We start from the raw sequence: 21,626 nt of genomic DNA, 5'->3' as shown, positions 1-21,626 counted from the left end.
TTATATCTTTAAAACCGCTGCTTAAGTGGTCCAACTTTTAGACGGAAAGAGCAGAGTCACGGCATTTGAAACATGGGTTAAAAATAGTCATACGGAATATTTTGGTGAAAGTGATTTTAGAATTACATCTGAACCTATGTATGAAAGCCTTTCTATTGCTGAAACATCCAATGCAGATGCATTCAAGGTTTGTTTGAACAATCATCAAGAAGGCAAAACAGACTATGCTACTTTTTGCAAAGATTGTGCAGAACACGGTATCGAGAAATGGTATGTATGTCTTTCCATAATGACGTGTACCTATTATGATAAAGCTGGCAATACGATTTTAGTTGAGCAAGTACATCAACCCTAAAAGACTTCTTTTTTTACTTTTTTCCAATAGCTGAAAAAAGAATTAAATGTACCGTCTATATCTTTACATATAAAATCTCGCGTTGTTACATTTCCTTCAAAATGATTGTTTAATGGATGTTCTTTAAATTCAAATGTAGTTTCACTATGTCTTTTCAATTCAGTGAATTCTCCTACAAAAATCTGAAGTTTAGGGATGTTTTCTTTGCCAATACGGATTGCAAAATCTATACATTTGTTAGATACTGGGTGTTTCTCAAACATACTTGGTTCTAAAATCAATATCCGATTTAATTGATCTTCTTTCAGCCATTTAGGATCTAAATTATAATAGGTATATAGAGCCGTTTTTTTTCTAGGATCAATTTTAATATTGGAAGCTGTTGGAAGTTCTGTCTTTAATAAAGGATATTCGATATCAATCAACGCATTCGGCACATCCATTTGATGCAGCAATTCATAATCGACATCTAAAAAGGTGTTTTTTTGATTTGATTGTGTGTAGGTATTTATATTCTCTTGGTTTGCAACGTATTTCTTAGAGCTATTTGCTCCACAAACCCACTGCCAACTTAATTGATTGCTGGCAACATCCCCATCTAATAAATGATAATACATCCATTGTGCAGATTGCCTCCAATGGCATTTAGCACTATTGCAACAAAGAGATGCCACATACATCCGAATGTGATTGTGCATATAACCTGTTTCGTATAATTTTTGAATGCCTGCATCTATGGCATCAATTCCTGTAGTAGCATTCACTATTGAATGAGGTATTCCTGCGTGTTTTACGTCAGCTTGAGGATGGATTAAATCGCTATCGATCGCATCTCCTTTTTGTAACCAGGTATGCTGCCAATAGTCCCTCCAAGCGAGCTCTTGTATAAAACGCTCTATTTGATTTGGATCATACCCCTTTGCTAAAACGGCATCTAAAATTTTTTTCGTACTTATTAATCCTCTTGAAATATAGGGAGACAAATACGTCACATCTCCATCAACATAATTCCTTGTTTTGCAGTACGCAATTGGATCTATTCGATTGATACGTTCTAACACGTGGGCAAGATCAATAGGGAAGTTCATCGCTTTGAAATTTTATTTGAACTTATCTGTTTTTGTCTGCTGCATTTAAAACGGTTGATATCAAGGACTCTTTTTTTAAGATGTTTCGAACTTATACCACTAGAAACCCGTTTTCTCCATCTATTAAATGAAGGTCGCGATAGCTCTGTACGCATTAGTTTTTCAACTTGACCTTGATTGATACCAAACTGAAAATGTATTGCTTCAAAAGGCGTTCGGTCTTCCCAAGCCATTTCTATTATTCGTGAAATATCTTCGTTCATTATAAGTCTAAAAAGCAGATTAAATCTTTCCTTAAGTAATTTTAAAACAAATGATCGTTCATATTGTTTTTATTGAAATAGAAATAGATATGATCGTTACAAAAGATATACTTGAAGGTTTTGAGAAAAATGTCCGTACAAGTTTTATAAACTCCTTAGCGGGATTTCGGCAAGTAGCATTGGTTGGAACGAAGTCTGAAACAGGACAGACCAATCTAGCTATTTTTAATTCCTTGATGCATTTAGGTGCAAATCCTGCCTTATTTGGTTTATTGAACCGGCCGGATGTAGTGGATCGACATAGCTTACAAAATATTTTACATACAGGAGTTTATACCTTAAACTTCGTTGATGCTAGCTTCGCAGCTATGGCGCATCAAACATCCGCACGCTATCCAACAGAGGTATCCGAGTTTGCTGCTGTGGGTTTTAATGAATCCTATCGCAGAGGTATTGAGGCTCCTTTCGTTGAAGAAGCAGTTGTTAAAATTGGGATGCAATTCGAACAAAAGGTTGATATTTCTATAAACAATACGGTTTTGATTATTGGTAGCATACAATATGTCGAACTACCAGATTCATGCATGGGAGTGGATGGTTTTGTAGATGTATCCCAATCGAATGTTTTGGTCAGTTGTGGATTGGATGCGTATTTCAAAACAGAAAAAGTAGCTCGGTTCGAATATGCAAAAGCCGATAAAATTACTACTGAAAAATAAAGAACTAAAGAACGTTCAATCTTAATACCCATTGAATCTTAAAAATAGATATGCCCCGTTGGATGAGGTATATGTATTTTTATTTAGGTGAAACCTATACAAATGAATGATACAAAAATGCTTTATTCAGTGATTAACTTAACTTATTCAATAATTTTTCGTATCTTATTATATCTAGGAACCTAAAGCATAAAATAATGAAAATTCAATTTAATACAGACAAGAACATTGCAGGTAACGATCGCACTGCAGAATATTTAAGTACAATGATTACTGAATCTTTAGAACGGTTTAGTGAAAACATCACACGTGTAGAAGTACACCTTTCAGATGAAAACAGTAAAAAAGAAGGTGGTGATGATAAACGTTGTTTGCTTGAAGCACGTGTAGAAGGGATGCAACCAGTTGCTGTTACAAACCATTCAGATACCATACAAAAAGCTGTTACTGGTGCATTGGATAAATTAATAGTAATTCTAGATAAAACGTTTGAGCGTCAAAGAAATCACTAATTCATTTTTTTAAGAATAAATATTTTAAAGGTCATTTACTGGAAGGTAAATGACCTTTTTTTGTGTGAATTATATTTTAAAATAATTAACTATTAGATATTGAGTGGATTATAATTTTACTGACTCCATTCAATCAATTTGTATATCTTTGATTTTTAATCGTTAAAAAAATGTACTATGGACGGTGTATTATTATTTATTTGTGTAGTCGGTTTATTCGTAAGCATTTTTGTGCTACTTAACCGGACAGGTAGCTTGGTAGATAAGATCGATATCTTACAAAAGAAGCTGTTATCGATGTCGAAAGATCTTTCCGACATCAATGGGGAGTTAAGTCGTTTAAAATATGGAGGTATAACTAAAGAGGAAATAAAACCACTTGTTAAACCAGAAACACCTCCAATAATTACAACAGTACCAGAGGTATCGATAGAAAAACCTATCATTATTCCGCAGGTAATTGTTCCTACTGAACAAGTTATTCCGATTGAGCAATTAAAGGATGCCATTCAGGAGAAGACGGTTGTAACATTCGAAGAGAAACAAGATCGTCCTTTATTTGTTCCATCGTCTGTAACCAGCAAGCCAATTGCAAGTACAAAAGAACCCAAAAAGACACAGCCCGGATTTTTTGAACGTAATCCAGATTTAGAAAAATTCATTGGTGAAAATTTAATCAACAAAATTGGTATAGCGATTTTGGTTATTGGTATTGGCTTTTTTGTAAAGTTTGCAATCGATCAAGATTGGATCAATGAAATTGGAAGAGTGATGATTGGAATTGTTTGCGGGGGGATTTTAGTAGCCTTTGCACATTACATTCGAAATACATTTAGACCATTTAGTTCCGTCTTAGTAGGTGGTGGGATTGCCATATTTTATTTAACCATTGGTATTGCCTTTCACGAATATGAATTGATGTCGCAGACGGTAGCATTTATCATCATGGTGATTATTACCTTATTTTGTGTGGCTTTATCTATTTTATACGACAGAAAGGAACTTGCTATCATCGCTATTATTGGGGGCTTTGCATCGCCCTTTATGGTAAGCACAGGCTCTGGTAATTATCAAGTATTGTTTTCTTATGTGGCCGTTTTAAATATCGGTATGTTGATCCTTTCGTATTTTAAACGTTGGAATGCCATCAATGTCATAACGTTTGTATTTACAGTTGTTTTATTTAGTGGATGGATGATTAAAACATTTACCTACGATGAGGAACCATTACCTTATGTAGGCGCCATGCTTTTTGCAACCTTATTCTATCTATTATTTTTTGCAATGAATATTGTAAATAATATAAAAGAAAATAAAGCATTTTTAATGTTTGAGTTATCCATGCTGTTGAGCAACACATTTTTATATTTCAGTGCGGGTATGTTTATACTGAATGGATTGAATAAGGGTTTGTACCAAGGTTTATTTACAATTTTAGTAGCCGTATTTAATTTTGGGTTTGCCTACCTTTTATTTAAAAATAAAAAAGCGGATAAAAATCTAGTATATCTTTTAATTGGATTGGTATTGACCTTTGTAACACTCTCTGCACCGATACAACTAGAAGGGAATTACATCACCTTATTTTGGTCCGCAGAAGCCGTTCTGATGTTGTGGCTTTTCCAAAGATCTGGCATACACTTAATGAAAATAACGTCTTTTGTAGTAACTGTTTTAATGATCATTAGTTTGGTAATGGATTGGAATAATGCGTATGCTGAATTTGATGGTATATTGCCACTGTTTATTAATAAAGCGTTTGTTGCTACCATACTGGTTTTAGCATCCATAAGTGCAACAATGTATTTATTGAAAAAAGAAACAGATCAGGAATTATTCCTTGAACTAACCATTAAACAATATGCTATTGCCTTAGAGTTTGTATTTCTACTAACATCTTATTTTGGTGGTTTGTTAGAGATTTATTATCAAGTTGAAAGTAGAGTTGGCTTGATGAGCCAAATTGAAATAACTCCGATATATACGTGCTCTTACAACTTGATGTACATCTTATTATTATCTGCATATATCCGATTCAGGAAATTGAAAGCGTTGGAATTATTTCCTATCCTGTTCACGTTATTCATTGCATTTATTTATTTAATTTATTACAATCCTGTTGCAATTGATATTCGAGATGCTTATTTGGCAGGTGAAGTATCTGGATTTCACTATTATTTCCATTATGTAAATGTGATTCTATTGACAACTGCATTTGCCTATTGTTTTAAATTAATCACTGAATTATCCATTAAAACGGCCATTCAATATAAAGGCTATTTATGGATCATGTGTTTTGTTGGGATTTACGTTGCTAGTGCCGAATTATTAAACATTGTGGTTGCAGCTTCCTATGATTCCAATCCCAACATATACGATATCTCCAGACAAACCTATAAAGTAGGGTTTCCAATACTATGGGGTTTATGTTCACTGCTTTTAATGGTACTGGGTATGAAATTTAAATTGAAAACCCTGCGTATTATTTCTCTTACCATTTTTGGTATAGCCTTATTGAAAATGTTTGTATTTGATATTCAAGAAATGTCTGAAGGAGGAAAAATTGCGGCCTTTATATCTTTGGGTGTATTGCTATTGATTATTTCTTTCATGTATCAAAAGCTAAAGAAGTTACTAACCGATGAATAAAAAAACGTTTCATATTATACCAACATTTATACTTGTATGTTGTATTCTATTTTTAAGTAGCATACCTGCATTTTGTCAATCGTATAAATGGGTTGCACCAATTGAGGATAGTCTACTAAGAGACGGCTTTTACAATATTGTACTCATGCCCGAAGTGGGAGCAGTGTTGCAAGATGATTATGCAGATATTCGGTTGTTAAATGGAAAAAACGAAGAGGTTCCGTATATTTTAAAACGCGAGGATCCATTTTTTTCAGACGTTCGATTTATGGAGTATCCCATCATTTCAAACAAAATTATTGATACGTGCTGTACACAATTGGTTGTTGGAAATACGAGCAAAAAGGAAATAAACAACATGTGTTTTGTGTTGAAAAATTCAGATGCTGTTAAAATTTCACATATAGCCGGAAGCGAAGATGGTGTCAATTGGTTTGCTGTAAAACAATTTGATGTGTTTTATAACAGCTATAGTGAAACCGATACTAAAGTATTAACCTATGTAAACTTTCCGTTAACAGATTATGCATTTTACCGTTTTGATATAACAGATAGGGGATATTGGGATGAGAAAAATTGGGAACATTGGAATAGCGATAACCGTTGGGCACTCCCAGTGAATGTATTAAAAGTAGGCTATTATGAAACATTTTTAAAGGAAGGGAAATACGTTTCCGTTCCTGCACCAACTTTTATTCAAAAGGATAGTTTGGCTGATAAAAAGACGTACATCCGAGTACGGTTCAACGATGCGTATACAATCAATCGCATGCGTTTAAATTTCTCAGGACCGAGATACTTCAAACGCAATGTTACCATTGCAACAAAGCAGGTTGGCAAGTCTGGAAGAAAACCGCAGCCAGATAGATATATTCCCATTACTACACTAGAAGTCAATTCATATTCCTTAAACGAATTCAGCTTTGATTTTTTTAGGGAAAAAGAATTTTATTTGATTGTTGAAAACAACGACAATCATGCGCTGACATTGAATCGTATGGATACCTGGCAGCTAACACATTATTTGAAAACCTATTTAGAGAAAGGACAAAAATACTATTTGAGTTATGGGGATTCTCTCTCTAAAACTCCTGTATACGATTTAAATTATTTTGTGGATAGCATTCCCAAAGTGCTCCCAACACTGCGTGTGTTGCAAAGCAAACGAACTGAAATAGCAAAAACGACGCACATTGAAAAGGTCGATAATTGGTATGAAGACAAACTCGTTGTTTGGATTGCAATCATATCCTTCATTCTATTATTATCCTTTATGTCTTGGAAAATGTTAGGGGAGATGAAAAAGCAGTAGCAAGTACGGCGTACTAAGTACTTAGTACGCAAAATAGACCAAACATATTCGTAACCACTTGCGCATTATAAATTTTATTCTTTATGTTTTGGGAAATGTTGGAAGAGTTTAAGCATTACTCCGTACTCTGTACTTAGTACTCAATACTTTCTACGTTTTTTGTTTCTTTTTCTTTGCAGCAGGGAAGAGTACATTATTTAATATCAGTCTAAAACCTGGGGAGTTTGGATGTAAGTTCAAATCAGTAGGGTCTTCTCCAACAAAGTGCTGGTAATCCTCCGGATCATGCCCACCATAGAAGGTCCAAGTCCCTTTACCGTAAGTGCCATGGATGAACTTGGCTTCTCCAATTTCTTTATTCTCTCCTAAAATTATTACTTCGGGTTTTATTAATTTATTTTTAAAGCCTGTTGTTTGTCCCATGAATCCATGAAGAGTACGCGTGTGGCATTGCGTAAGCATGGTTGGTATGACATCCCACTTTGCAGAAAAATCAAATAAGGTAAAGTAATCGTTGTTCTCAGAAATACCTCGATCAATTGGGTTATTGTCTATATTCGAATACTCGTATTCGTAGGGATCTGATTTCAATTTGAAATTCTGGAAGGCAAAGGTATTTGTAAAATCAAGTTTGCTGCTTGCATTGGGAGTTGCTGGGTCGCCATCGTACATGGTTTCGCAGATGTCAATACCTTCTGCAGCCAATGCAATATCGTAGGTATCTGTTGCAGAACACATGGCAAACATATAACCGCCACCCGCACAGAAATCGCGAATTTTTTTAACGACACCTAATTTCAATTCCGATACTTTATTAAAACCTAAGCGTTTTGCGGCAGCTTCGTACTCGCGTTGTTGTTGTTGGTACCACGGTTGATTGCGGTACATAGCGTAGAACTTTCCATACTGTCCGGTAAAATCTTCATGGTGTAAATGCAGCCAATCGTATTTCGGTAATTCATTACCAATTATCTCATCGTCATAAATTACAGTATATGGAATTTCAGCATAGGTTAATACCATTGTTACAGCATCATCCCATGGCAACTTTGTTTTTGGGGAGTAAACCGCAATTTTTGGAAATTTCTCCAATTTAACTACATCCATATTTATTTCAGGAGTAGAAATATAGGATTGAATGCTGGCGTACTCGGCATCGGAAATAATTTCATAGGAAACCCCCCTGATTACAAGTTCGTTTACGAAAGCCGGGGTATAATTAAAGGAAAAACTACCGCCTCTATAATTTAACAACCAATCCACAGAATTATCCTTGGTTAATATCCAATAGGCTACTCCATAAGCTTTTAAGTGGTTCGTTTGGTTGTCGTCCATAGGGACAATAATTTGGTTTGCTTGTGAAGACAAACAGAACCTTAGAAGAATAGTGCTTAGTATTATTATATGTTTGAACATTCAACTATATGCGTTAAGTGAACACAAGTTAGGCTATAATTACTTACCTCCCAAAATAAAAGATCGTTTGTAGAATCAAAAATGTGCATAATCTTTATAAATAATTGATTTTTTCACTTGTAAATAATGTAATAAATGACAATATTTGTCGAGGTCAATTTAATTTTTTATAAAACTAATCCTTACAAGGAAAATGACACATAGTAAAGTAGTGCGTAAATTCATGATAATCAGCTTATTGTTGCTTGGTTCACTAGCATCTAAGGCTGAAATTCTAACAATTTCAGGAGTTTATCAAGGTAAAAATTTGTACGTTCAAAATCCATTTGCAGGCAATATGCGTGATTATTGCACAAATGATGTTTATGTGAACGAAGAAAAGAAAGAATATAATGTTGCGAGTAGCGCATTTGAAATAGATTTGTCGTTTTTAAAAATCGGCGATCCTGTAACGGTTAAAATTACACACAAAAGTGATTGTAAGCCGAAAGTATTGAATCCTCAAGTAATTGTTGCAACAAGTGCTTTCTCTATTAGTTCATTCTCTATTGATCAAGACAAAATTGTTTGGACTACAAAAGGAGAACGTCCTAAAGGCAAAATCTTTGTTGAACAAATGCGTTACAATACTTGGGTTATTGTAAAAGAATTGAATGGCAAAGGAAATGCATTAATGAACAACTATGAAGTTGAAAGTTACCATCATTCAGGTGTGAACCAATACAGAATTAAGTATTTAGAATCTGATGGTCAAATCAAATATTCTTCTACAGTTGAGTATACATCTACATTAGATCCATTGACGTTCTATCCAAAAAGAGTAACAGACAAGATTACATTGTCTAGACCAGTAGAATATGAACTACAAGATGCATTTGGTAATGTTATTAGAAAATCTAAAGGAACAGAAATTGATATTACTGGTTCTCCAGCTGGTGTTTATTACTTGAACGGAGATAACCAAACATTCAAAATATATAAGAAGTAGTTTTAAACTGCATTCTTTTTAAAAGCCTTCTTGTGAATAACAAGAAGGCTTTTTTATAATTTAACGTGATGCGACTTAACTCAGCGATCACTTAGGGAACGTACGAGCCACTCTGTCTGACTATAGAAGACTGGCTTCGCAGCAGATCGTGAACTCCGCTACCGATTATTATCCGTTCGGCATGGTGGCCAGAGGTGTAGTAAGCTCGCAGGTCTATGATTTCGGTTTCAATGGAAAAATGAAGGATGATGAGATTGTAGGTGGAGATTACGACTTTGGTGCACGGATATATGATCCGAGAATTGCTAAGTTTTTGAGTTTAGATCCATTAATGTCCAAATCGCCTGGATCTTCACCATATTTATTTGCGCTTAATTCTCCTATTATTTGTATTGATAGAGAAGGAGAAGTAGCTATTGTAGTAACTATTGGAGTTAGAATCACGATAGTTTTGGTCACTGGTGCAGTAGAGCTAAGTGTTGTAGCCGCAAATGATGGAATTAGTTTTTTAATAACTCCTCAATTAGGTGGAGCACTTGGTCTATATGGAGGAGGAAGTATTGGATTGGCTATTTTCCCTACGGTAACAAGTATAGATCAATTAAAAGGAACTAGTGTCAATTATGGTGGTAATGCAGCTTTAGAGGCAAGTATAGGATTTGATATATCTCAATCTAACCAATCCGATGGTTCTACTAAAGTAGGTGGAGGTGTTGCTCACCCTAAAATTGGAGCAGGTATGGGAATAGAGGTCCATGCCTCTTTTGGTTATTCATTTCAAATTGGCTCAACAATTAAATGGGAAGACGTAGATAAAGCCATACTTGAGCTTCAAGAAATAGTTAATTCATCTCCATTTGATATTAAATCTCCTCTTGAGCTGTTAGATTTACTCAATACTGCAAAAAACGAATATAATAAAGCTCAAGGTTTAGTAGCTAATACAACTAAAACTTCAGTTAAAACTCCTTTCATAAGTAGTACAGTAAAAACTAACGGAAGTAATTTACATATCAGATCTGGAGCAGGCACTAATGCTGATATAATTGAATCTGTTACTAATGGTAGCAAATTAACATTAACTGGAAAAACAAATGGGAAATGGTCTGAAGTTATGATGTCAAAAGGAAAAACTGGTTGGGTTCATTCTGATTATGTTCAAAAACCTAAGCCTGTACCACCAGCAACTACAAAAAAATAATTCAAATATTATGGGTGTAATGGAATTTCTACTTTGTGGAGTATTTGGCTTATATTGCATTAGTCACTTTATCTTAGGTTACTTAGGTTTTAAAAATTTAAGAGGATATATACCACGACCTTCTGGTCGGTTATCTCATAAAAAATTAATTGAAGCATATAATTTAGCTAAAACAGAAGAAGCGAAACAAAGGATAAGTGTTGTAACAAAGTATTATCTTTTTCATGTAAAATTGCTATACATATTCTTTGCAATAGTAGGAGTGCAGATTATTATTTGGATTGCTGGAGGAAAGTAATTGACACCTCACAACACACGATAATTCCGAGGTTTGGGCTACGGTATATTGTCTGAATTGGGATTTTCTGGATTAGGGGATTGATTGGATTATGCTTAATCCTCCGAATTGATTGGTAACCAAGGTGTAAGGTGTGATATAGGTGAGGAGAGGAAATTGTTAACAGCGCCGAATGTATTATGCAACTACGGTCTATTGTCAGGATTTCTTTTGTTGTGAAAACAGGCAATAATTCGAACTGTATAGTTGGCTTGGTTGATTACAAAAAAAAGTGAGTACGGAAAAATCGTTAATTTTAGCGACCGTATATTTTTGTATTGTATTTTAAAGTATGGATTGCTTTGTAGGGTAATATAAGCGTTGGCTAAAGACTGAATAAATTTTTTAGGTGCATCGACACTATATAAAGCGTAATAATCAATAGCATGTTCAATTTCTTTTTGCGCCCGAGCCGAAACTATAATGCTATAAGCCATACTTTTGAATGAGTTGTTTTATAGAATCTTCACCGCTTAAGTATGTTTTTTCATCTTCATTTAAGCGTTCATCTAATACGGTTTTAAATGTGTCAGTTAATTCAATATGTTCGTGATCTTCTTCAACAATAATTGTAATGGGTCTAGATTTAAATGTTGCTTTTATGGCATCTAAAATGTCAGAATTAATATCTTGAGCGGATGTTAAATGATAGGTTGTATACATATGTTTTTTATTTAGCGGATTGAATGTTCTATTCAAAGAACATCTGGAACTCGAACTTGAATCGTGTTGGAATATTATTTTTAATTAAAAGAATTCCATACGTTATGCTCTAATCAATATACGAAAAATACCAATAATCGTTATGAATAGTATATATATTACGTATTCAATTTGTTGTTAATAAGTATACTTACGAAACAACCTTCTCCCAAATCAAATCAATTTCCACCAATCCTTCTGGGTTAATTCCTTTTAGTTTAACCTTTTTTACTTCATTCACCCAAAGTGGATCGTAGGGCGTGACAACTTTAATGTAATTGCTGGTGAAGCCAAACATACTGCCGTTTTCTTCATCTGCTTCAAAAAGAACTGAAGCTGTTTCAGTTAGATGTTGTTCGTAAAAGAAGCGACGTTTCTTTTCAGAGAGGCTTCGTAACATCGTACTGCGCTCGCTGCGATCTCTGTTTGGTCTCTTGCCTTTCATAGTGGCTGCTAATGTATTCTCGCGCTCAGAGTAGCTAAAAACGTGCAAATAAGAGATGTCTAATTCGTTTAAGAAAGTATAAGTAACATTGAATTCTTCGTCTGTTTCCCCAGGGAAACCTACGATTACATCCACACCAATACAGGCATGTGGCATAATCTTTTTAATTGCAGCAACGCGCTCTACGTATAACTCACGTTGATAGCGACGGCGCATCAATTTTAATATTTTATTATTTCCAGATTGTAAGGGAATATGGAAATGTGGAACAAACCGTTTGGATGTAGCAACAAATGAAATAATTTCATCTGTCAACAAATTGGGTTCAATCGAAGAAATACGGAACCGTTCAATGCCTTCAATCTCATCCAATTCTTTTATTAGATCTAAAAAGGTAGTAGAGCGTTCGCCTTCAATGATTCCGTAATCACCAATATTTACACCTGTCAACACAATTTCCTTTACATCATTAGCAGCAATTTCTTTCGCTGTTTTAACAATGTTTGCAATGGTATCGCTTCTGCTGCTTCCTCTAGCTAAGGGTATGGTACAGAAACTGCATGAATAATCACACCCATCTTGTACTTTTAAGAAGGTACGTGTACGGTCATTTACAGAGTAGGAACAATAATAATCAGACGCTTCTGCAATATCACTATTATATATAATTGCTTTCTCTTGTTTGTTGAAGTCGCCTAATAAATCGAGTAATTTAAATTTTTCTGCTGCGCCCAAAACAGCATCTACACCTGGTATTTGAGCAATCTCTTCTGGTTTTAGTTGCGCATAACAACCAATAATTCCAATAAATGCACCTGGAGAATATCGCAATGCTTCTTTAACAACTTTTTTGCATTTCTTATCTGCATGGTCTGTTACCGAACACGTATTAATGATGTATACATCTGCTTGTTCGTGAAATTCCACTTTTTCATAGCCATTATCTGTAAACATTCTACCAATGGTAGAGGTCTCCGAAAAATTTAATTTACAGCCAAGTGTATAGAAAGCAACTTTTTTCATTGTGGGATGTGACGTTAGACCGTCTTCTTTGCAGCTACAAAGGTAGCTTATTTCTGATAGAAATCCTCCATTAATACCTGAAGGAATGCTTTTGATTCATCCACTTCCAAGTTCGAAAAGAGTCCTTTTTTAAAGATAATACGTTCATAATTCAACCCATATATGAAAAAATGATTTTTATCATGCAGACTTCCATACCCATCGTTAAAAGAATACCAAGCCATACTTTTTGTAGTATCTGAAAGGTAGATGGGTTTTGAAAAAGAAAACGGACTAGGATTTAAGTGTAGATAGTTTGCTATGGTAGGCGCAATATTTATTTGAGAATAGGTTTTAGTAATTTCTTGTTGTTTGGTTAATGCCCCACCCAGCCAAACCATAGGTATGTGAAATTCATCGGGCGAATGTACTGCATATTCGTTACCAGGCAAAATATGTCCGTGATCGCCAACTACAATAATCCATGTATTATCCCACCACGTTTCTTTCTGAGCTTTCGAAATAAAGTCAGTAAAACAGGAATCAGCATAATGATGTGAATTCTTAAATTGAACAGATTTGGATTTGCCTTCTAAAGCAGGTTTTCCTGGTACATCAAAGGGTTCATGACTGCTAAGGGTAAATAGGGTGTAGAAAAAAGGATTTTTCTTTTGGCTTTGCTCGTTTACACGTTCAAGCAAGCGATTGAACGTGAATTGATCGTGCGCTCCCCATTTTGCTCCCCATGTTTCTTTAGGGAAGTCTGACTTTCCAAGGATCTCGTCAAAGCCATTGTAATTCATATACGAACGCATATTTGCAAATTCAAGTTCGCCACCATACAAATACCCTGTGTGATAGCCTGCAGATTTTAATTGTTGGGTTATAAAGGGCAGTTTTCGAGATTTGCCTGGCTCAGTCATAATGGAATAATCGGGTTGAGCAGGGTAGGCACTTAATATAGCAACTAATCCCTTATCGCTTCGATCTCCGCTTGCATACATATTAGAAAAATAAATGCCTTGGTTTTTTAATTGATTCAGACCTGGTGTAACGGTATCATTCAAAACTTTTGATGTTAAACTTTCCCAAATAATGACAATAATGTTGGGACGGGTATTTTTGAGCGGTATAGTGTCAATACTAGAATACGTGGAAAGTTGCTGTTGAAATAGTGTCTGTGCTTTTGTCGAATCAAAAAAGCTGTAATGCTCCATACCCGGACCATTTTGTTCTATTACGGAACGTGCTAAAGTCCACGCGGGGTTTAAAGCAGCTTGGTTTAAAAGTGGGATGGTAGAGTAGTATGCGACACTTTCATTATTGGGAATTTGCTGAAAACCACCCCGAATTGGGAGTATTAAAACGGCAGTTAAAAAAAAAGCAAATGGAATTTGCCAAATTTTTAAATAAGTAAAGGAATAACTACGGTTGAATTTAATAAATAAGATAATTCCTAGATAAGAAATCAGTATAAAAAAGGGGATTAAAAACCATAATGGTGAAGAGGTGGTCGTTCCAAGCATTTCTGCTGGTGTACCTAAATATCTAAAGATCGTATTGTCTAATCGGAAGCCCCAAAAAGTAAATAATTCTGCATCTACTATGAAAATAAAGGAGATAATAATAATCCAAAATGCTGTATAATAGATAATTAATTTTAAAATTAGGGCTTCTTTAATTTTAAAAAGTAGAAAAACGGGTAATATGAAAGCAATTAGGACTGTTATGTACGACGAAAAGGAAATATCTAAAATTAAGCCGTATGGGAATGATTTTAATGTTTCTAAAAGTGGTAGTTTAGAAATAGGTATGATGTGATATAATAAAAAGAAACATCTTCCAAAACTGAAAAAAAGCATCCAAAATAGGAGGTAGCGAAGTAGAAAGTATAGTAGCTTTTTCAGTATGTTAGATTTCGAAATGAATGTTAAAATTACAGAGTTTTTTATAGATAACGTAATTATTAGAACATCAATCTTTAAACATTAACCAATAACAAGATTTTTGACCAAAGAAAAAAATACAAATGGTTTCGTGTAAAAGCTTAGTTTGCTGGTTCGTAATATTATACAGATGAATTTTAAGAAAGAAACCTTTTACGTTTTATTAATAATTTAAGCTATTAAAAATGACATTTGTATTTGTTCGTCCATTTATGGAATATTCATTCAGTATTTTGGTTTTTATAGGTAGATACACGTATTTTTGAATAATGTGCTTAAATTTTTAGGCATATAATGCTAAAATGTAGCATCTTTTTATAGTTTTGGGTTTTAATTATGACATTCAATAGAAAAAAATAAATTTATGGCACATTTACGTTTTAAAGCATTAGAAACATTAAATGCTAGACAACCAATAAAAGTTACACCTCCATCTTCTAAGATATCAGATTATTATGGTGAAAATGTATTTGGCGTAGATGCTATGAAACGGTATATCTCTTCAGATACTTTAAAAGTGGTTTTGGCTGCAATTAATTCAGGTGAAAAAATAGATGCTATCACTGCAGATGCAGTTGCTGCAGGTATGAAAAGCTGGGCCATCGAAAAAGGAGTAACGCATTATACACACTGGTTTCAGCCATTAACAGATGCTACTGCTGAAAAACACGATTCTTTTTTTGATTTAGATGGAGATGGTAAGCCTTTTGAAAAATTTAAAGGAAGTGCACTTGTTCAACAAGAACCCGATGCCTCTTCTTTTCCAAATGGTGGTATTCGCTCAACGTTTGAAGCGCGTGGGTATACCGCTTGGGATCCATCTTCTCCAGCTTTTATTATGGGTGGGTCTTTATGTATTCCAACCATCTTTGTTTCTTTTACAGGTGAATCTTTAGATAATAAAGCACCTTTATTAAAATCCTTAGCTGCGGTGGATAAGGCTGCAACTGAAGTATGTCAATTCTTTGACAAGGATATTACAAAAGTAACGGCAACTCTCGGACCCGAACAAGAATATTTCTTAGTAGATGCTGCATTATTTAATGCGCGTCCAGATTTATTAATGGCAGGTAGAACGGTTTTTGGACATGCACCTTCTCGCGGACAACAACTAGACGACCATTATTTTGGATCTATACCACCTCGTGTAAATGATTTCATGGTTGATTTTGAAATCGAAGCATTTAAACTTGGTATACCTGCACGTACAAAGCACAATGAAGTTGCTCCTGGCCAATATGAAATGGCACCAACATTTGAAGAGTGTAATTTATCGTGCGACCACAATCAGTTGATTCGTGATTTGATGCACAAAGTTGCTGAAAAGCATGCATTAAAAGTGTTGTTTCATGAAAAACCATTTGCGGGTATTAACGGAAGCGGTAAGCATAACAACTGGTCTTTAAGTACAAACTTTGGTAAAAACTTGTTGAGCCCAAGCAGTAAATCAAAAGAGAATTTAATTTTCTTAACCTTCTTGGTAAACGTTGTTAAAGCCGTTCACGATTATTCTGATTTATTACGTGCTTCTATAGCATCAGCAGGCAATGACCACCGCTTAGGTGCAAACGAAGCTCCACCCGCTATTTTGTCTGTATTCTTAGGGACCCAATTAACTGAAGTATTGGATGAATTAGAGAAAAATGGAAATGTGCGCATTGATAAGGGTGACAACATGTACATGAAATTGGGTATTGATAAAATACCTGAATTGTTGTTGGATAATACAGATCGCAATCGTACGTCTTCATTTGCTTTCACTGGTAATAAATTTGAATTTAGAGCTGTAGGGAGTTCTGCAAATTCTGCATCACCAATGACAGTATTAAATACAATTGTTGCGGAAACATTGGTGCAGTTTAAATTGGAAGTTGACAAACAAATTGATAAAGGAATTAAAAAAGAAGTAGCTGTAGCAAACGTATTGCGTGACTATACGCAGTCTTCTAAAAAGGTTCGATTTGAAGGTAATGGCTACAGCGATGAATGGGTAGCTGAAGCTGCAAAAAGAGGTTTGAGTAATATCATGACAACCCCTGATGCGCTGGAAGCTTGGATAACACCGAAAGTTAAAAAATTATTTACAGCACATGGTATTTATACAGAACGTGAATTAGAAGCACGTTATGAAATCATGCAAGAAAATTATATTAAGAAAATTCAAATTGAAGGAAGAGTAATTGGTGATTTAGCAATCAATCATATTATTCCCACAGCAATTGAATATCAAAATATTTTAATCAATAACGTAAGAGGTTTAAAGGAAATTGGCCTAGATAAAGAAGCGAAGTCTTCTATTGAAGTGATTAAAGAAATGTCTAAGCATATTTTATCCATTCAAACAGAAGTGGATGCTATGACCACAGAACGTAAAAAAGCTAATGCAATTGATCATATTCCAAATAGATCTAAAGCATATTGTAATAAAGTACGTCCGCATTTTGAAACGATTCGCTATGCCGTTGATAAATTAGAAATGATTGTTGACGATAAAATGTGGCCTTTACCTAAGTATAGAGAATTGTTATTCTTAAGATAAGAAAGGATTTAATCCAATAAAAAGATGTTTAATGAGTATCTTTTTATTGGATTAAATCAATAATTTATATAACCCTGCTTTGTTTTTTGAATTAATGTACTAATTTTTACATAAATGTGTAAAAAGACATGCTGAATATGATAAAAAACATTAGTTTTTTTAAATTAGAGGGTTAAATTTGTATCATAATTGTTAGAAACATAATTATTAATCACATAACACCTTCATTTTCGATGACAAAATCAAAATTAGAGTATATTTGGCTTGATGGTAACAAACCAACTCAGTCATTACGTAGCAAAACTAAAATTGAAGAAAATTTTAGTGGAAAATTGGAAGATTGTAAAAATTGGTCGTTTGATGGTTCTTCAACCAGCCAAGCAAAAGGTGGTTCTTCTGACTGTATTTTAGTACCGGTTTATATCTGTGTTGATCCTCAAAGAAAAAACGGATATCTGGTTATGTGCGAAGTGTTAAATGCAGATGGTACTGCACACGAAACAAATGGTCGTGCAGATATTGAAGATGATGACAATGATTTCTGGTTCGGTTTCGAACAAGAATACTTCTTATACGACATGGCTACAAACATGCCATTAGGTTTCCCCGTAGGTGGATATCCAAGACCTCAAGGACCTTACTATTGTTCAGTAGGTGCTCAAAATGCATATGGTCGTGAGATCATCGAAGAACATTTAGATGCTTGTATTGATGCAGGATTAAACATCGAAGGTATTAATGCAGAAGTTGCAGCTGGTCAATGGGAATATCAAATTTTCGCAAAAGGTGCTAAACGTGCTGGTGACGAAATTTGGGTTGCTCGTTATTTATTAGAAAGAATTACTGAAAAATATGGTGTGTATGTAAATTACCACTGTAAGCCACTTGGCGATACCGATTGGAATGGTTCAGGTATGCATGCAAATTTCTCTAATACCTTATTAAGAACTGGTGGTAAAAAAGAAATATTTGATAAAGTATGTGAAGCTTTCCGTCCTTTAATTAAAGAACATATTGATGTATATGGTGCAGATAACCATTTACGTTTAACGGGTAAGCACGAAACTGCTAGTATTGATGATTTTAGCTATGGTGTATCTGATCGTGGTGCATCAATAAGAATCCCAATGTTGGTTCCTAAAAATGGCTGGAAAGGATATATGGAAGATCGCCGTCCTAACTCTGCTGCTGATCCATATAAAGTTGCTGCGCGTATTATCAAAACAGTTAAACCTATTACAGCATAATTGTTGTATGTATTAAATATTGAAAGGTCTTCCCACCATCGGTGAGAAGACCTTTTTTTTAATAGTTAAAAAGCAAAAGATGAATAGTTTGTTTTTTTTAAACAAAAGTTAATTAATTAGTTGGACAATGGAAATGAACAATTTTTAATACGTGTATATCCATATTTCTTTTTACCTTCCATACTAAATAAAAATACTTACTTAAAAGTTGTATTGTATATTTATTGGGATTCTTTTAATTTGTAATTAACCCTTTTTTAATGTTCTGGTTTATTGTATTAGTTATTCTTGTTTTTGTTGTTCTTCTTTTTAATTGGAGCGAAGCAATCTATTATAAACATAAAATTAAGAATCAAATTAAAATACTTCCAACTGAATATGAATGTTATATTTATGTTGATAAATCAACGATTCGTTTTGGTGACCATGAAATGATTTTTCTATTTCAAAGTTCAGATCCCATAAAAAATTACTTGACAGCCGATAATAATTTGATTGTAATTGCAAATCAGAAAATAGGAGCGTATGAAGATAATGATCTGAAATATACCTTGTACAAATATGACCCTTTGGGTAACTTAATTTCTACCTTATCTTATGAGAAAACACATTATCTAGTAGATGATCAAATATTGATTGAAGGTTATTTAATACACCTAACACAAAATTATTATAGAACGTGGGCTATTGATGGTGATATAAGTATAAAAGAAATGATCATAGAAAATGAAAATTTTGAATGGAGTGAAGAAGAGCAAATAGCATTTTTTGATGTCATTAAGAATGAGTCTATAAGATTTTTTACTCATTATCATGATCTTCAGCCGCATGATTGTTTCAATAAAATATTTTATTTTCAGAACAATAAATGGTTTGTATTTTATCGAAAAACAATAAAATATAGTTCTTTGTTTGATAGTAAAAAAGAGGTAAAATGGCTTTATAATTTATTTGATTATTATTACACAACAGAAAAGAATTGGTCTGTCAATCCTTTTGAAAACATTCAATTCGTATACTTTCATAAGAAAAATTTCGAATCGCATAGCACATATGGTGGAGGTGGAAGCGGTTTGGCATCTTCATCACGTATGGGCGCATACTGGAAAGGTGATTTATATACACATTTGATCGTTGATGGCGATACCTTAAAATTTAAAGATGAATTACTATTAGAATTATCAATTAGTAATGGGTATTTTATGATTGGAGATAAACGATTGAGTTTTACAAGAAACCCTAAGACTTCTATTACACCTTTTTTATATTACAGTAATTTAGCTTTAGAGTATAAATTGTTTACAAAAGATGAACGTCAACTTTATATGATTAAGAAGGTAGTTAATTGAATGGATTTATAAATCGTTCTGAAACGATTTATGAATGTTAATCCAATCTAAACGTCCCTTACTTCTTTTTTTACAATAATTTATATTTTAATTGGTCTACTGAAAAAATATAAACACCTGTATATAATAAAGTGGGGAATAAAACACAATTTTATTCCCCACTTTAGCTAATTTTTTTTAGTTTACGTAAACAACAAAAGATAATTTAATAGCTTTAATAAATCATACGAGATTGTACTATGGATATAAGTAAATACACGGAAGTATATAAAGGAACAAGAGGTCTTTATGTTCACGTTACACGTTTTGGAGAGTTTGATCAAAAGCAATCCCTCGTAAAAATTAGTAATTTCGATCATCCATGGAGCGAACATATCTTTTTGTGCGATACCTATTTTAATGGAGATGAAATGTCCGTTACGTATACGACAAAAATTGATGGTGCAGATTATGTATTAATGCGCACTACAAAAGAATGGGGTGGTGTATGGTTGCTTGGTAATGTTTCATTTGATATCCAATATGTAGATACGTTTGTTGAGCATATGGAGGGAAGAAATGAAATTCTAAATGATTACAACAATTCTCATTTAAGAGGGAATCCTAGAAAGTAATTTGAAAAAATACATTTTAAACAAAAACACCTGCAATACAATGCAGGTGTTTTTGTTTAAAATAAGAATACTATTCGTTAGTAAATATTTAATGAGAATTTAAACATGGCATTATCTGTTGTTTTATTGAATTGATATTCTCCATATCTAAAAAATACACCCGCCCCAATACCAAGTTTTAATCCAGATAATTTCAATACAACAATATTATTTACGAAACCACCGGCCTCCTTATAGCCTTTGCTATAATCTTTCATAGAAGGCCCTACGTGATCTTGTGGGTTTGAGAGAAAGCCCCAACCGATATTATAAATAACCATGAAATTGGGCATAAAGAAAGAACTTCTATAGTACATTCTTCCAAAATCATGACTTAAAAAGATATTGAAATACCGATTGGCTACAAATTCATTATAACCCATGGTTTCAAAACTATTATGTACCACTACACCTGCGCTTTTACTACTTCCTTTTCCTGCATATAATTTTGTGTAGGGAGCATCTCCTGATACTCCTCCACCTGATAGTTGAATTCCAAGTTTACCTAAATCAACAATTTTTACAAACTGATCAATTCGTACTTCGTAACGGGTATAATGAAAGGGTTGTTTGCCTACCTTGAAACCTTTATCGATGTTGAAGTACAGTATCGGAAATTTGGAAGGTATTTTTATTCGTTCATCGTTTATTTCTATCTCCTGCTCTCCAAAAGCATAGCGAATACCATTACTCCATTCAATAAAATTAATGTCTTCATATAACTTTCCTTTGTATATATAGGCATAATTGGGCTTAGCATGTTGAAATGAAAGAGAAGATTTATAATCGAAATAGGTTAAAGGATGTGCTTTAAAATAAATATTTAGTGATTTAGTATAGTCCATTAACGATACCCCAACTCGTCGTATGGTTTCACTTGAATATTGTGGTGTTTGAAATGCT

19 protein-coding genes and 1 pseudogene are annotated in these 21,626 nt (G+C 33.8%); 12 read left to right on the top strand and 8 right to left on the bottom strand.

Annotated features, from left to right (window positions below; translation table 11 throughout):
- Nucleotides 1-25 precede the first annotated feature (25 nt).
- On the top strand, nt 26-355 hold the full coding sequence (locus Q0543_RS06380) for a DUF1398 family protein (protein WP_299250524.1): 330 nt from the start codon (nt 26-28) through the stop codon (nt 353-355).
- On the opposite strand, the gene Q0543_RS06375 is transcribed toward Q0543_RS06380, so the two are convergent.
- Nucleotides 352-1,443 carry an FAD-binding domain-containing protein gene (locus Q0543_RS06375; RefSeq protein ID WP_299250522.1) on the bottom strand — a complete coding sequence of 364 codons (1,092 nt, stop codon included), beginning with the start codon at nt 1,441-1,443 and terminating at the stop codon, nt 352-354. The two genes, Q0543_RS06380 and Q0543_RS06375, sit on opposite strands and share 4 nt — an antisense overlap.
- On the bottom strand, nt 1,440-1,706 hold the full coding sequence (locus Q0543_RS06370; protein WP_299250520.1) for a TIGR03643 family protein: 267 nt from the start codon (nt 1,704-1,706) through the stop codon (nt 1,440-1,442). The genes Q0543_RS06375 and Q0543_RS06370 overlap by 4 nt, the downstream gene beginning before the upstream one ends.
- 50 nt (nt 1,707-1,756) lie before the next feature.
- Between Q0543_RS06370 and Q0543_RS06365 the strand changes: the two genes are divergently transcribed.
- The 4 genes from Q0543_RS06365 to Q0543_RS06350 all read left to right on the top strand — a co-directional run bounded on the left by Q0543_RS06365 (nt 1,757) and on the right by Q0543_RS06350 (nt 6,898).
- Entirely contained in the window at nt 1,757-2,425 is a 669-nt protein-coding gene (locus Q0543_RS06365; protein WP_299250518.1) for a flavin reductase, read from the top strand.
- A 197-nt stretch (nt 2,426-2,622) separates the two neighbouring features.
- Nucleotides 2,623-2,937 (top strand): HPF/RaiA family ribosome-associated protein, encoded by a 315-nt coding sequence (locus Q0543_RS06360; RefSeq protein WP_299250516.1) that lies wholly within the window; start codon nt 2,623-2,625, stop codon nt 2,935-2,937.
- A gap of 177 nt (nt 2,938-3,114) precedes the next feature.
- Nucleotides 3,115-5,586, top strand: a complete 2,472-nt coding sequence (locus Q0543_RS06355; RefSeq protein ID WP_299250514.1) for a DUF2339 domain-containing protein — start codon at nt 3,115-3,117, stop codon at nt 5,584-5,586.
- Entirely contained in the window at nt 5,579-6,898 is a 1,320-nt protein-coding gene (locus Q0543_RS06350; protein WP_299250512.1) for a hypothetical protein, read from the top strand. Before Q0543_RS06355 ends, Q0543_RS06350 begins: the two co-directional genes overlap by 8 nt.
- A gap of 150 nt (nt 6,899-7,048) precedes the next feature.
- Here the strand turns inward: Q0543_RS06350 and Q0543_RS06345 are convergent, their stop codons facing one another.
- Nucleotides 7,049-8,314 (bottom strand): asparagine synthetase B, encoded by a 1,266-nt coding sequence (locus Q0543_RS06345; protein WP_299250510.1) that lies wholly within the window; start codon nt 8,312-8,314, stop codon nt 7,049-7,051.
- Between the two features lie 193 nt (nt 8,315-8,507).
- On the opposite strand from Q0543_RS06345, the gene Q0543_RS06340 reads away from it, so the two are divergent.
- From Q0543_RS06340 to Q0543_RS06330, 3 genes are all read left to right on the top strand, one after another.
- Nucleotides 8,508-9,302 carry a hypothetical protein gene (locus tag Q0543_RS06340; RefSeq protein ID WP_299250508.1) on the top strand — a complete coding sequence of 265 codons (795 nt, stop codon included), beginning with the start codon at nt 8,508-8,510 and terminating at the stop codon, nt 9,300-9,302.
- Nucleotides 9,303-9,450: 148 nt separating this feature from the next.
- The gene (locus Q0543_RS06335) at nt 9,451-10,503 is read left to right on the top strand and encodes an RHS repeat-associated core domain-containing protein (RefSeq protein ID WP_299250506.1); all 1,053 of its coding nucleotides are present in this window, start codon (nt 9,451-9,453) and stop codon (nt 10,501-10,503) included.
- A 19-nt stretch (nt 10,504-10,522) separates the two neighbouring features.
- Nucleotides 10,523-10,801: a hypothetical protein gene (locus Q0543_RS06330; protein WP_299250504.1), complete on the top strand. Its 279-nt coding sequence runs from the start codon at nt 10,523-10,525 to the stop codon at nt 10,799-10,801.
- Nucleotides 10,802-10,986: 185 nt separating this feature from the next.
- Here Q0543_RS06330 and Q0543_RS17040 read toward each other — a convergent pair whose 3' ends face one another.
- The 4 genes from Q0543_RS17040 to Q0543_RS06315 form a co-directional block, all read right to left on the bottom strand.
- On the bottom strand, nt 10,987-11,277 hold the full coding sequence (locus tag Q0543_RS17040) for a type II toxin-antitoxin system RelE/ParE family toxin (protein WP_366800025.1): 291 nt from the start codon (nt 11,275-11,277) through the stop codon (nt 10,987-10,989).
- Complete coding sequence (locus tag Q0543_RS06325) at nt 11,267-11,503, bottom strand: hypothetical protein (RefSeq protein ID WP_299250502.1); 237 nt, start codon at nt 11,501-11,503, stop codon at nt 11,267-11,269. The genes Q0543_RS17040 and Q0543_RS06325 overlap by 11 nt, the downstream gene beginning before the upstream one ends.
- Before the next feature lie 190 nt (nt 11,504-11,693).
- Nucleotides 11,694-13,010 carry a tRNA (N(6)-L-threonylcarbamoyladenosine(37)-C(2))-methylthiotransferase MtaB gene (mtaB, locus tag Q0543_RS06320; RefSeq protein WP_299250500.1) on the bottom strand — a complete coding sequence of 439 codons (1,317 nt, stop codon included), beginning with the start codon at nt 13,008-13,010 and terminating at the stop codon, nt 11,694-11,696.
- 47 nt (nt 13,011-13,057) lie between these two features.
- Nucleotides 13,058-14,851 (bottom strand): LTA synthase family protein, encoded by a 1,794-nt coding sequence (locus Q0543_RS06315; RefSeq protein WP_299250498.1) that lies wholly within the window; start codon nt 14,849-14,851, stop codon nt 13,058-13,060.
- 448 nt (nt 14,852-15,299) lie between these two features.
- Here Q0543_RS06315 and Q0543_RS06310 point away from each other — a divergent pair, with 448 nt between their 5' ends.
- The 4 genes from Q0543_RS06310 to Q0543_RS06295 all read left to right on the top strand — a co-directional run bounded on the left by Q0543_RS06310 (nt 15,300) and on the right by Q0543_RS06295 (nt 20,684).
- Nucleotides 15,300-17,474 (top strand): glutamine synthetase III, encoded by a 2,175-nt coding sequence (locus Q0543_RS06310; protein WP_299250496.1) that lies wholly within the window; start codon nt 15,300-15,302, stop codon nt 17,472-17,474.
- Nucleotides 17,475-17,707: 233 nt separating this feature from the next.
- A complete protein-coding gene (locus tag Q0543_RS06305) occupies nt 17,708-18,721 on the top strand; it encodes a glutamine synthetase beta-grasp domain-containing protein (protein WP_299250494.1) in 1,014 nt (337 codons plus the stop codon).
- A 260-nt stretch (nt 18,722-18,981) separates the two neighbouring features.
- Nucleotides 18,982-20,070 (top strand): hypothetical protein, encoded by a 1,089-nt coding sequence (locus Q0543_RS06300; protein WP_299250493.1) that lies wholly within the window; start codon nt 18,982-18,984, stop codon nt 20,068-20,070.
- A 239-nt stretch (nt 20,071-20,309) separates the two neighbouring features.
- Nucleotides 20,310-20,684 carry a hypothetical protein gene (locus tag Q0543_RS06295; RefSeq protein WP_299250491.1) on the top strand — a complete coding sequence of 125 codons (375 nt, stop codon included), beginning with the start codon at nt 20,310-20,312 and terminating at the stop codon, nt 20,682-20,684.
- Between the two features lie 77 nt (nt 20,685-20,761).
- Here Q0543_RS06295 and Q0543_RS06290 read toward each other — a convergent pair.
- A pseudogene (locus Q0543_RS06290) lies at nt 20,762-21,626 on the bottom strand (hypothetical protein); the annotation flags it as partial.

It is taken from the genome of uncultured Cytophaga sp., from assembly GCF_937863595.1.
Lineage (GTDB): Bacteria > Bacteroidota > Bacteroidia > Cytophagales > Cytophagaceae > Cytophaga.
Note: the sequence above shows the minus strand (reverse complement) of the source record. Positions and strands in the feature narration are given on the sequence as shown.

Coding starts and splice junctions, on each gene's coding strand:
- Q0543_RS06340 (WP_299250508.1), top strand. CDS start 8,508: ATGACACATAGTAAAGTAGTGCGTAAATTCATGATAATCAGCTTATTG.
- Q0543_RS06345 (WP_299250510.1), bottom strand. CDS start 8,314: ATGTTCAAACATATAATAATACTAAGCACTATTCTTCTAAGGTTCTGT.
- Q0543_RS06375 (WP_299250522.1), bottom strand. CDS start 1,443: ATGAACTTCCCTATTGATCTTGCCCACGTGTTAGAACGTATCAATCGA.
- Q0543_RS06355 (WP_299250514.1), top strand. CDS start 3,115: ATGGACGGTGTATTATTATTTATTTGTGTAGTCGGTTTATTCGTAAGC.
- Q0543_RS06315 (WP_299250498.1), bottom strand. CDS start 14,851: ATGCTTTTTTTCAGTTTTGGAAGATGTTTCTTTTTATTATATCACATC.
- Q0543_RS06330 (WP_299250504.1), top strand. CDS start 10,523: ATGGAATTTCTACTTTGTGGAGTATTTGGCTTATATTGCATTAGTCAC.
- Q0543_RS06305 (WP_299250494.1), top strand. CDS start 17,708: ATGACAAAATCAAAATTAGAGTATATTTGGCTTGATGGTAACAAACCA.
- Q0543_RS06295 (WP_299250491.1), top strand. CDS start 20,310: ATGGATATAAGTAAATACACGGAAGTATATAAAGGAACAAGAGGTCTT.
- Q0543_RS06300 (WP_299250493.1), top strand. CDS start 18,982: ATGTTCTGGTTTATTGTATTAGTTATTCTTGTTTTTGTTGTTCTTCTT.
- Q0543_RS06360 (WP_299250516.1), top strand. CDS start 2,623: ATGAAAATTCAATTTAATACAGACAAGAACATTGCAGGTAACGATCGC.
- mtaB (WP_299250500.1), bottom strand. CDS start 13,010: ATGAAAAAAGTTGCTTTCTATACACTTGGCTGTAAATTAAATTTTTCG.
- Q0543_RS06365 (WP_299250518.1), top strand. CDS start 1,757: ATGATCGTTCATATTGTTTTTATTGAAATAGAAATAGATATGATCGTT.
- Q0543_RS06310 (WP_299250496.1), top strand. CDS start 15,300: ATGGCACATTTACGTTTTAAAGCATTAGAAACATTAAATGCTAGACAA.
- Q0543_RS06370 (WP_299250520.1), bottom strand. CDS start 1,706: ATGAACGAAGATATTTCACGAATAATAGAAATGGCTTGGGAAGACCGA.
- Q0543_RS17040 (WP_366800025.1), bottom strand. CDS start 11,277: ATGGCTTATAGCATTATAGTTTCGGCTCGGGCGCAAAAAGAAATTGAA.
- Q0543_RS06350 (WP_299250512.1), top strand. CDS start 5,579: ATGAATAAAAAAACGTTTCATATTATACCAACATTTATACTTGTATGT.
- Q0543_RS06325 (WP_299250502.1), bottom strand. CDS start 11,503: ATGTATACAACCTATCATTTAACATCCGCTCAAGATATTAATTCTGAC.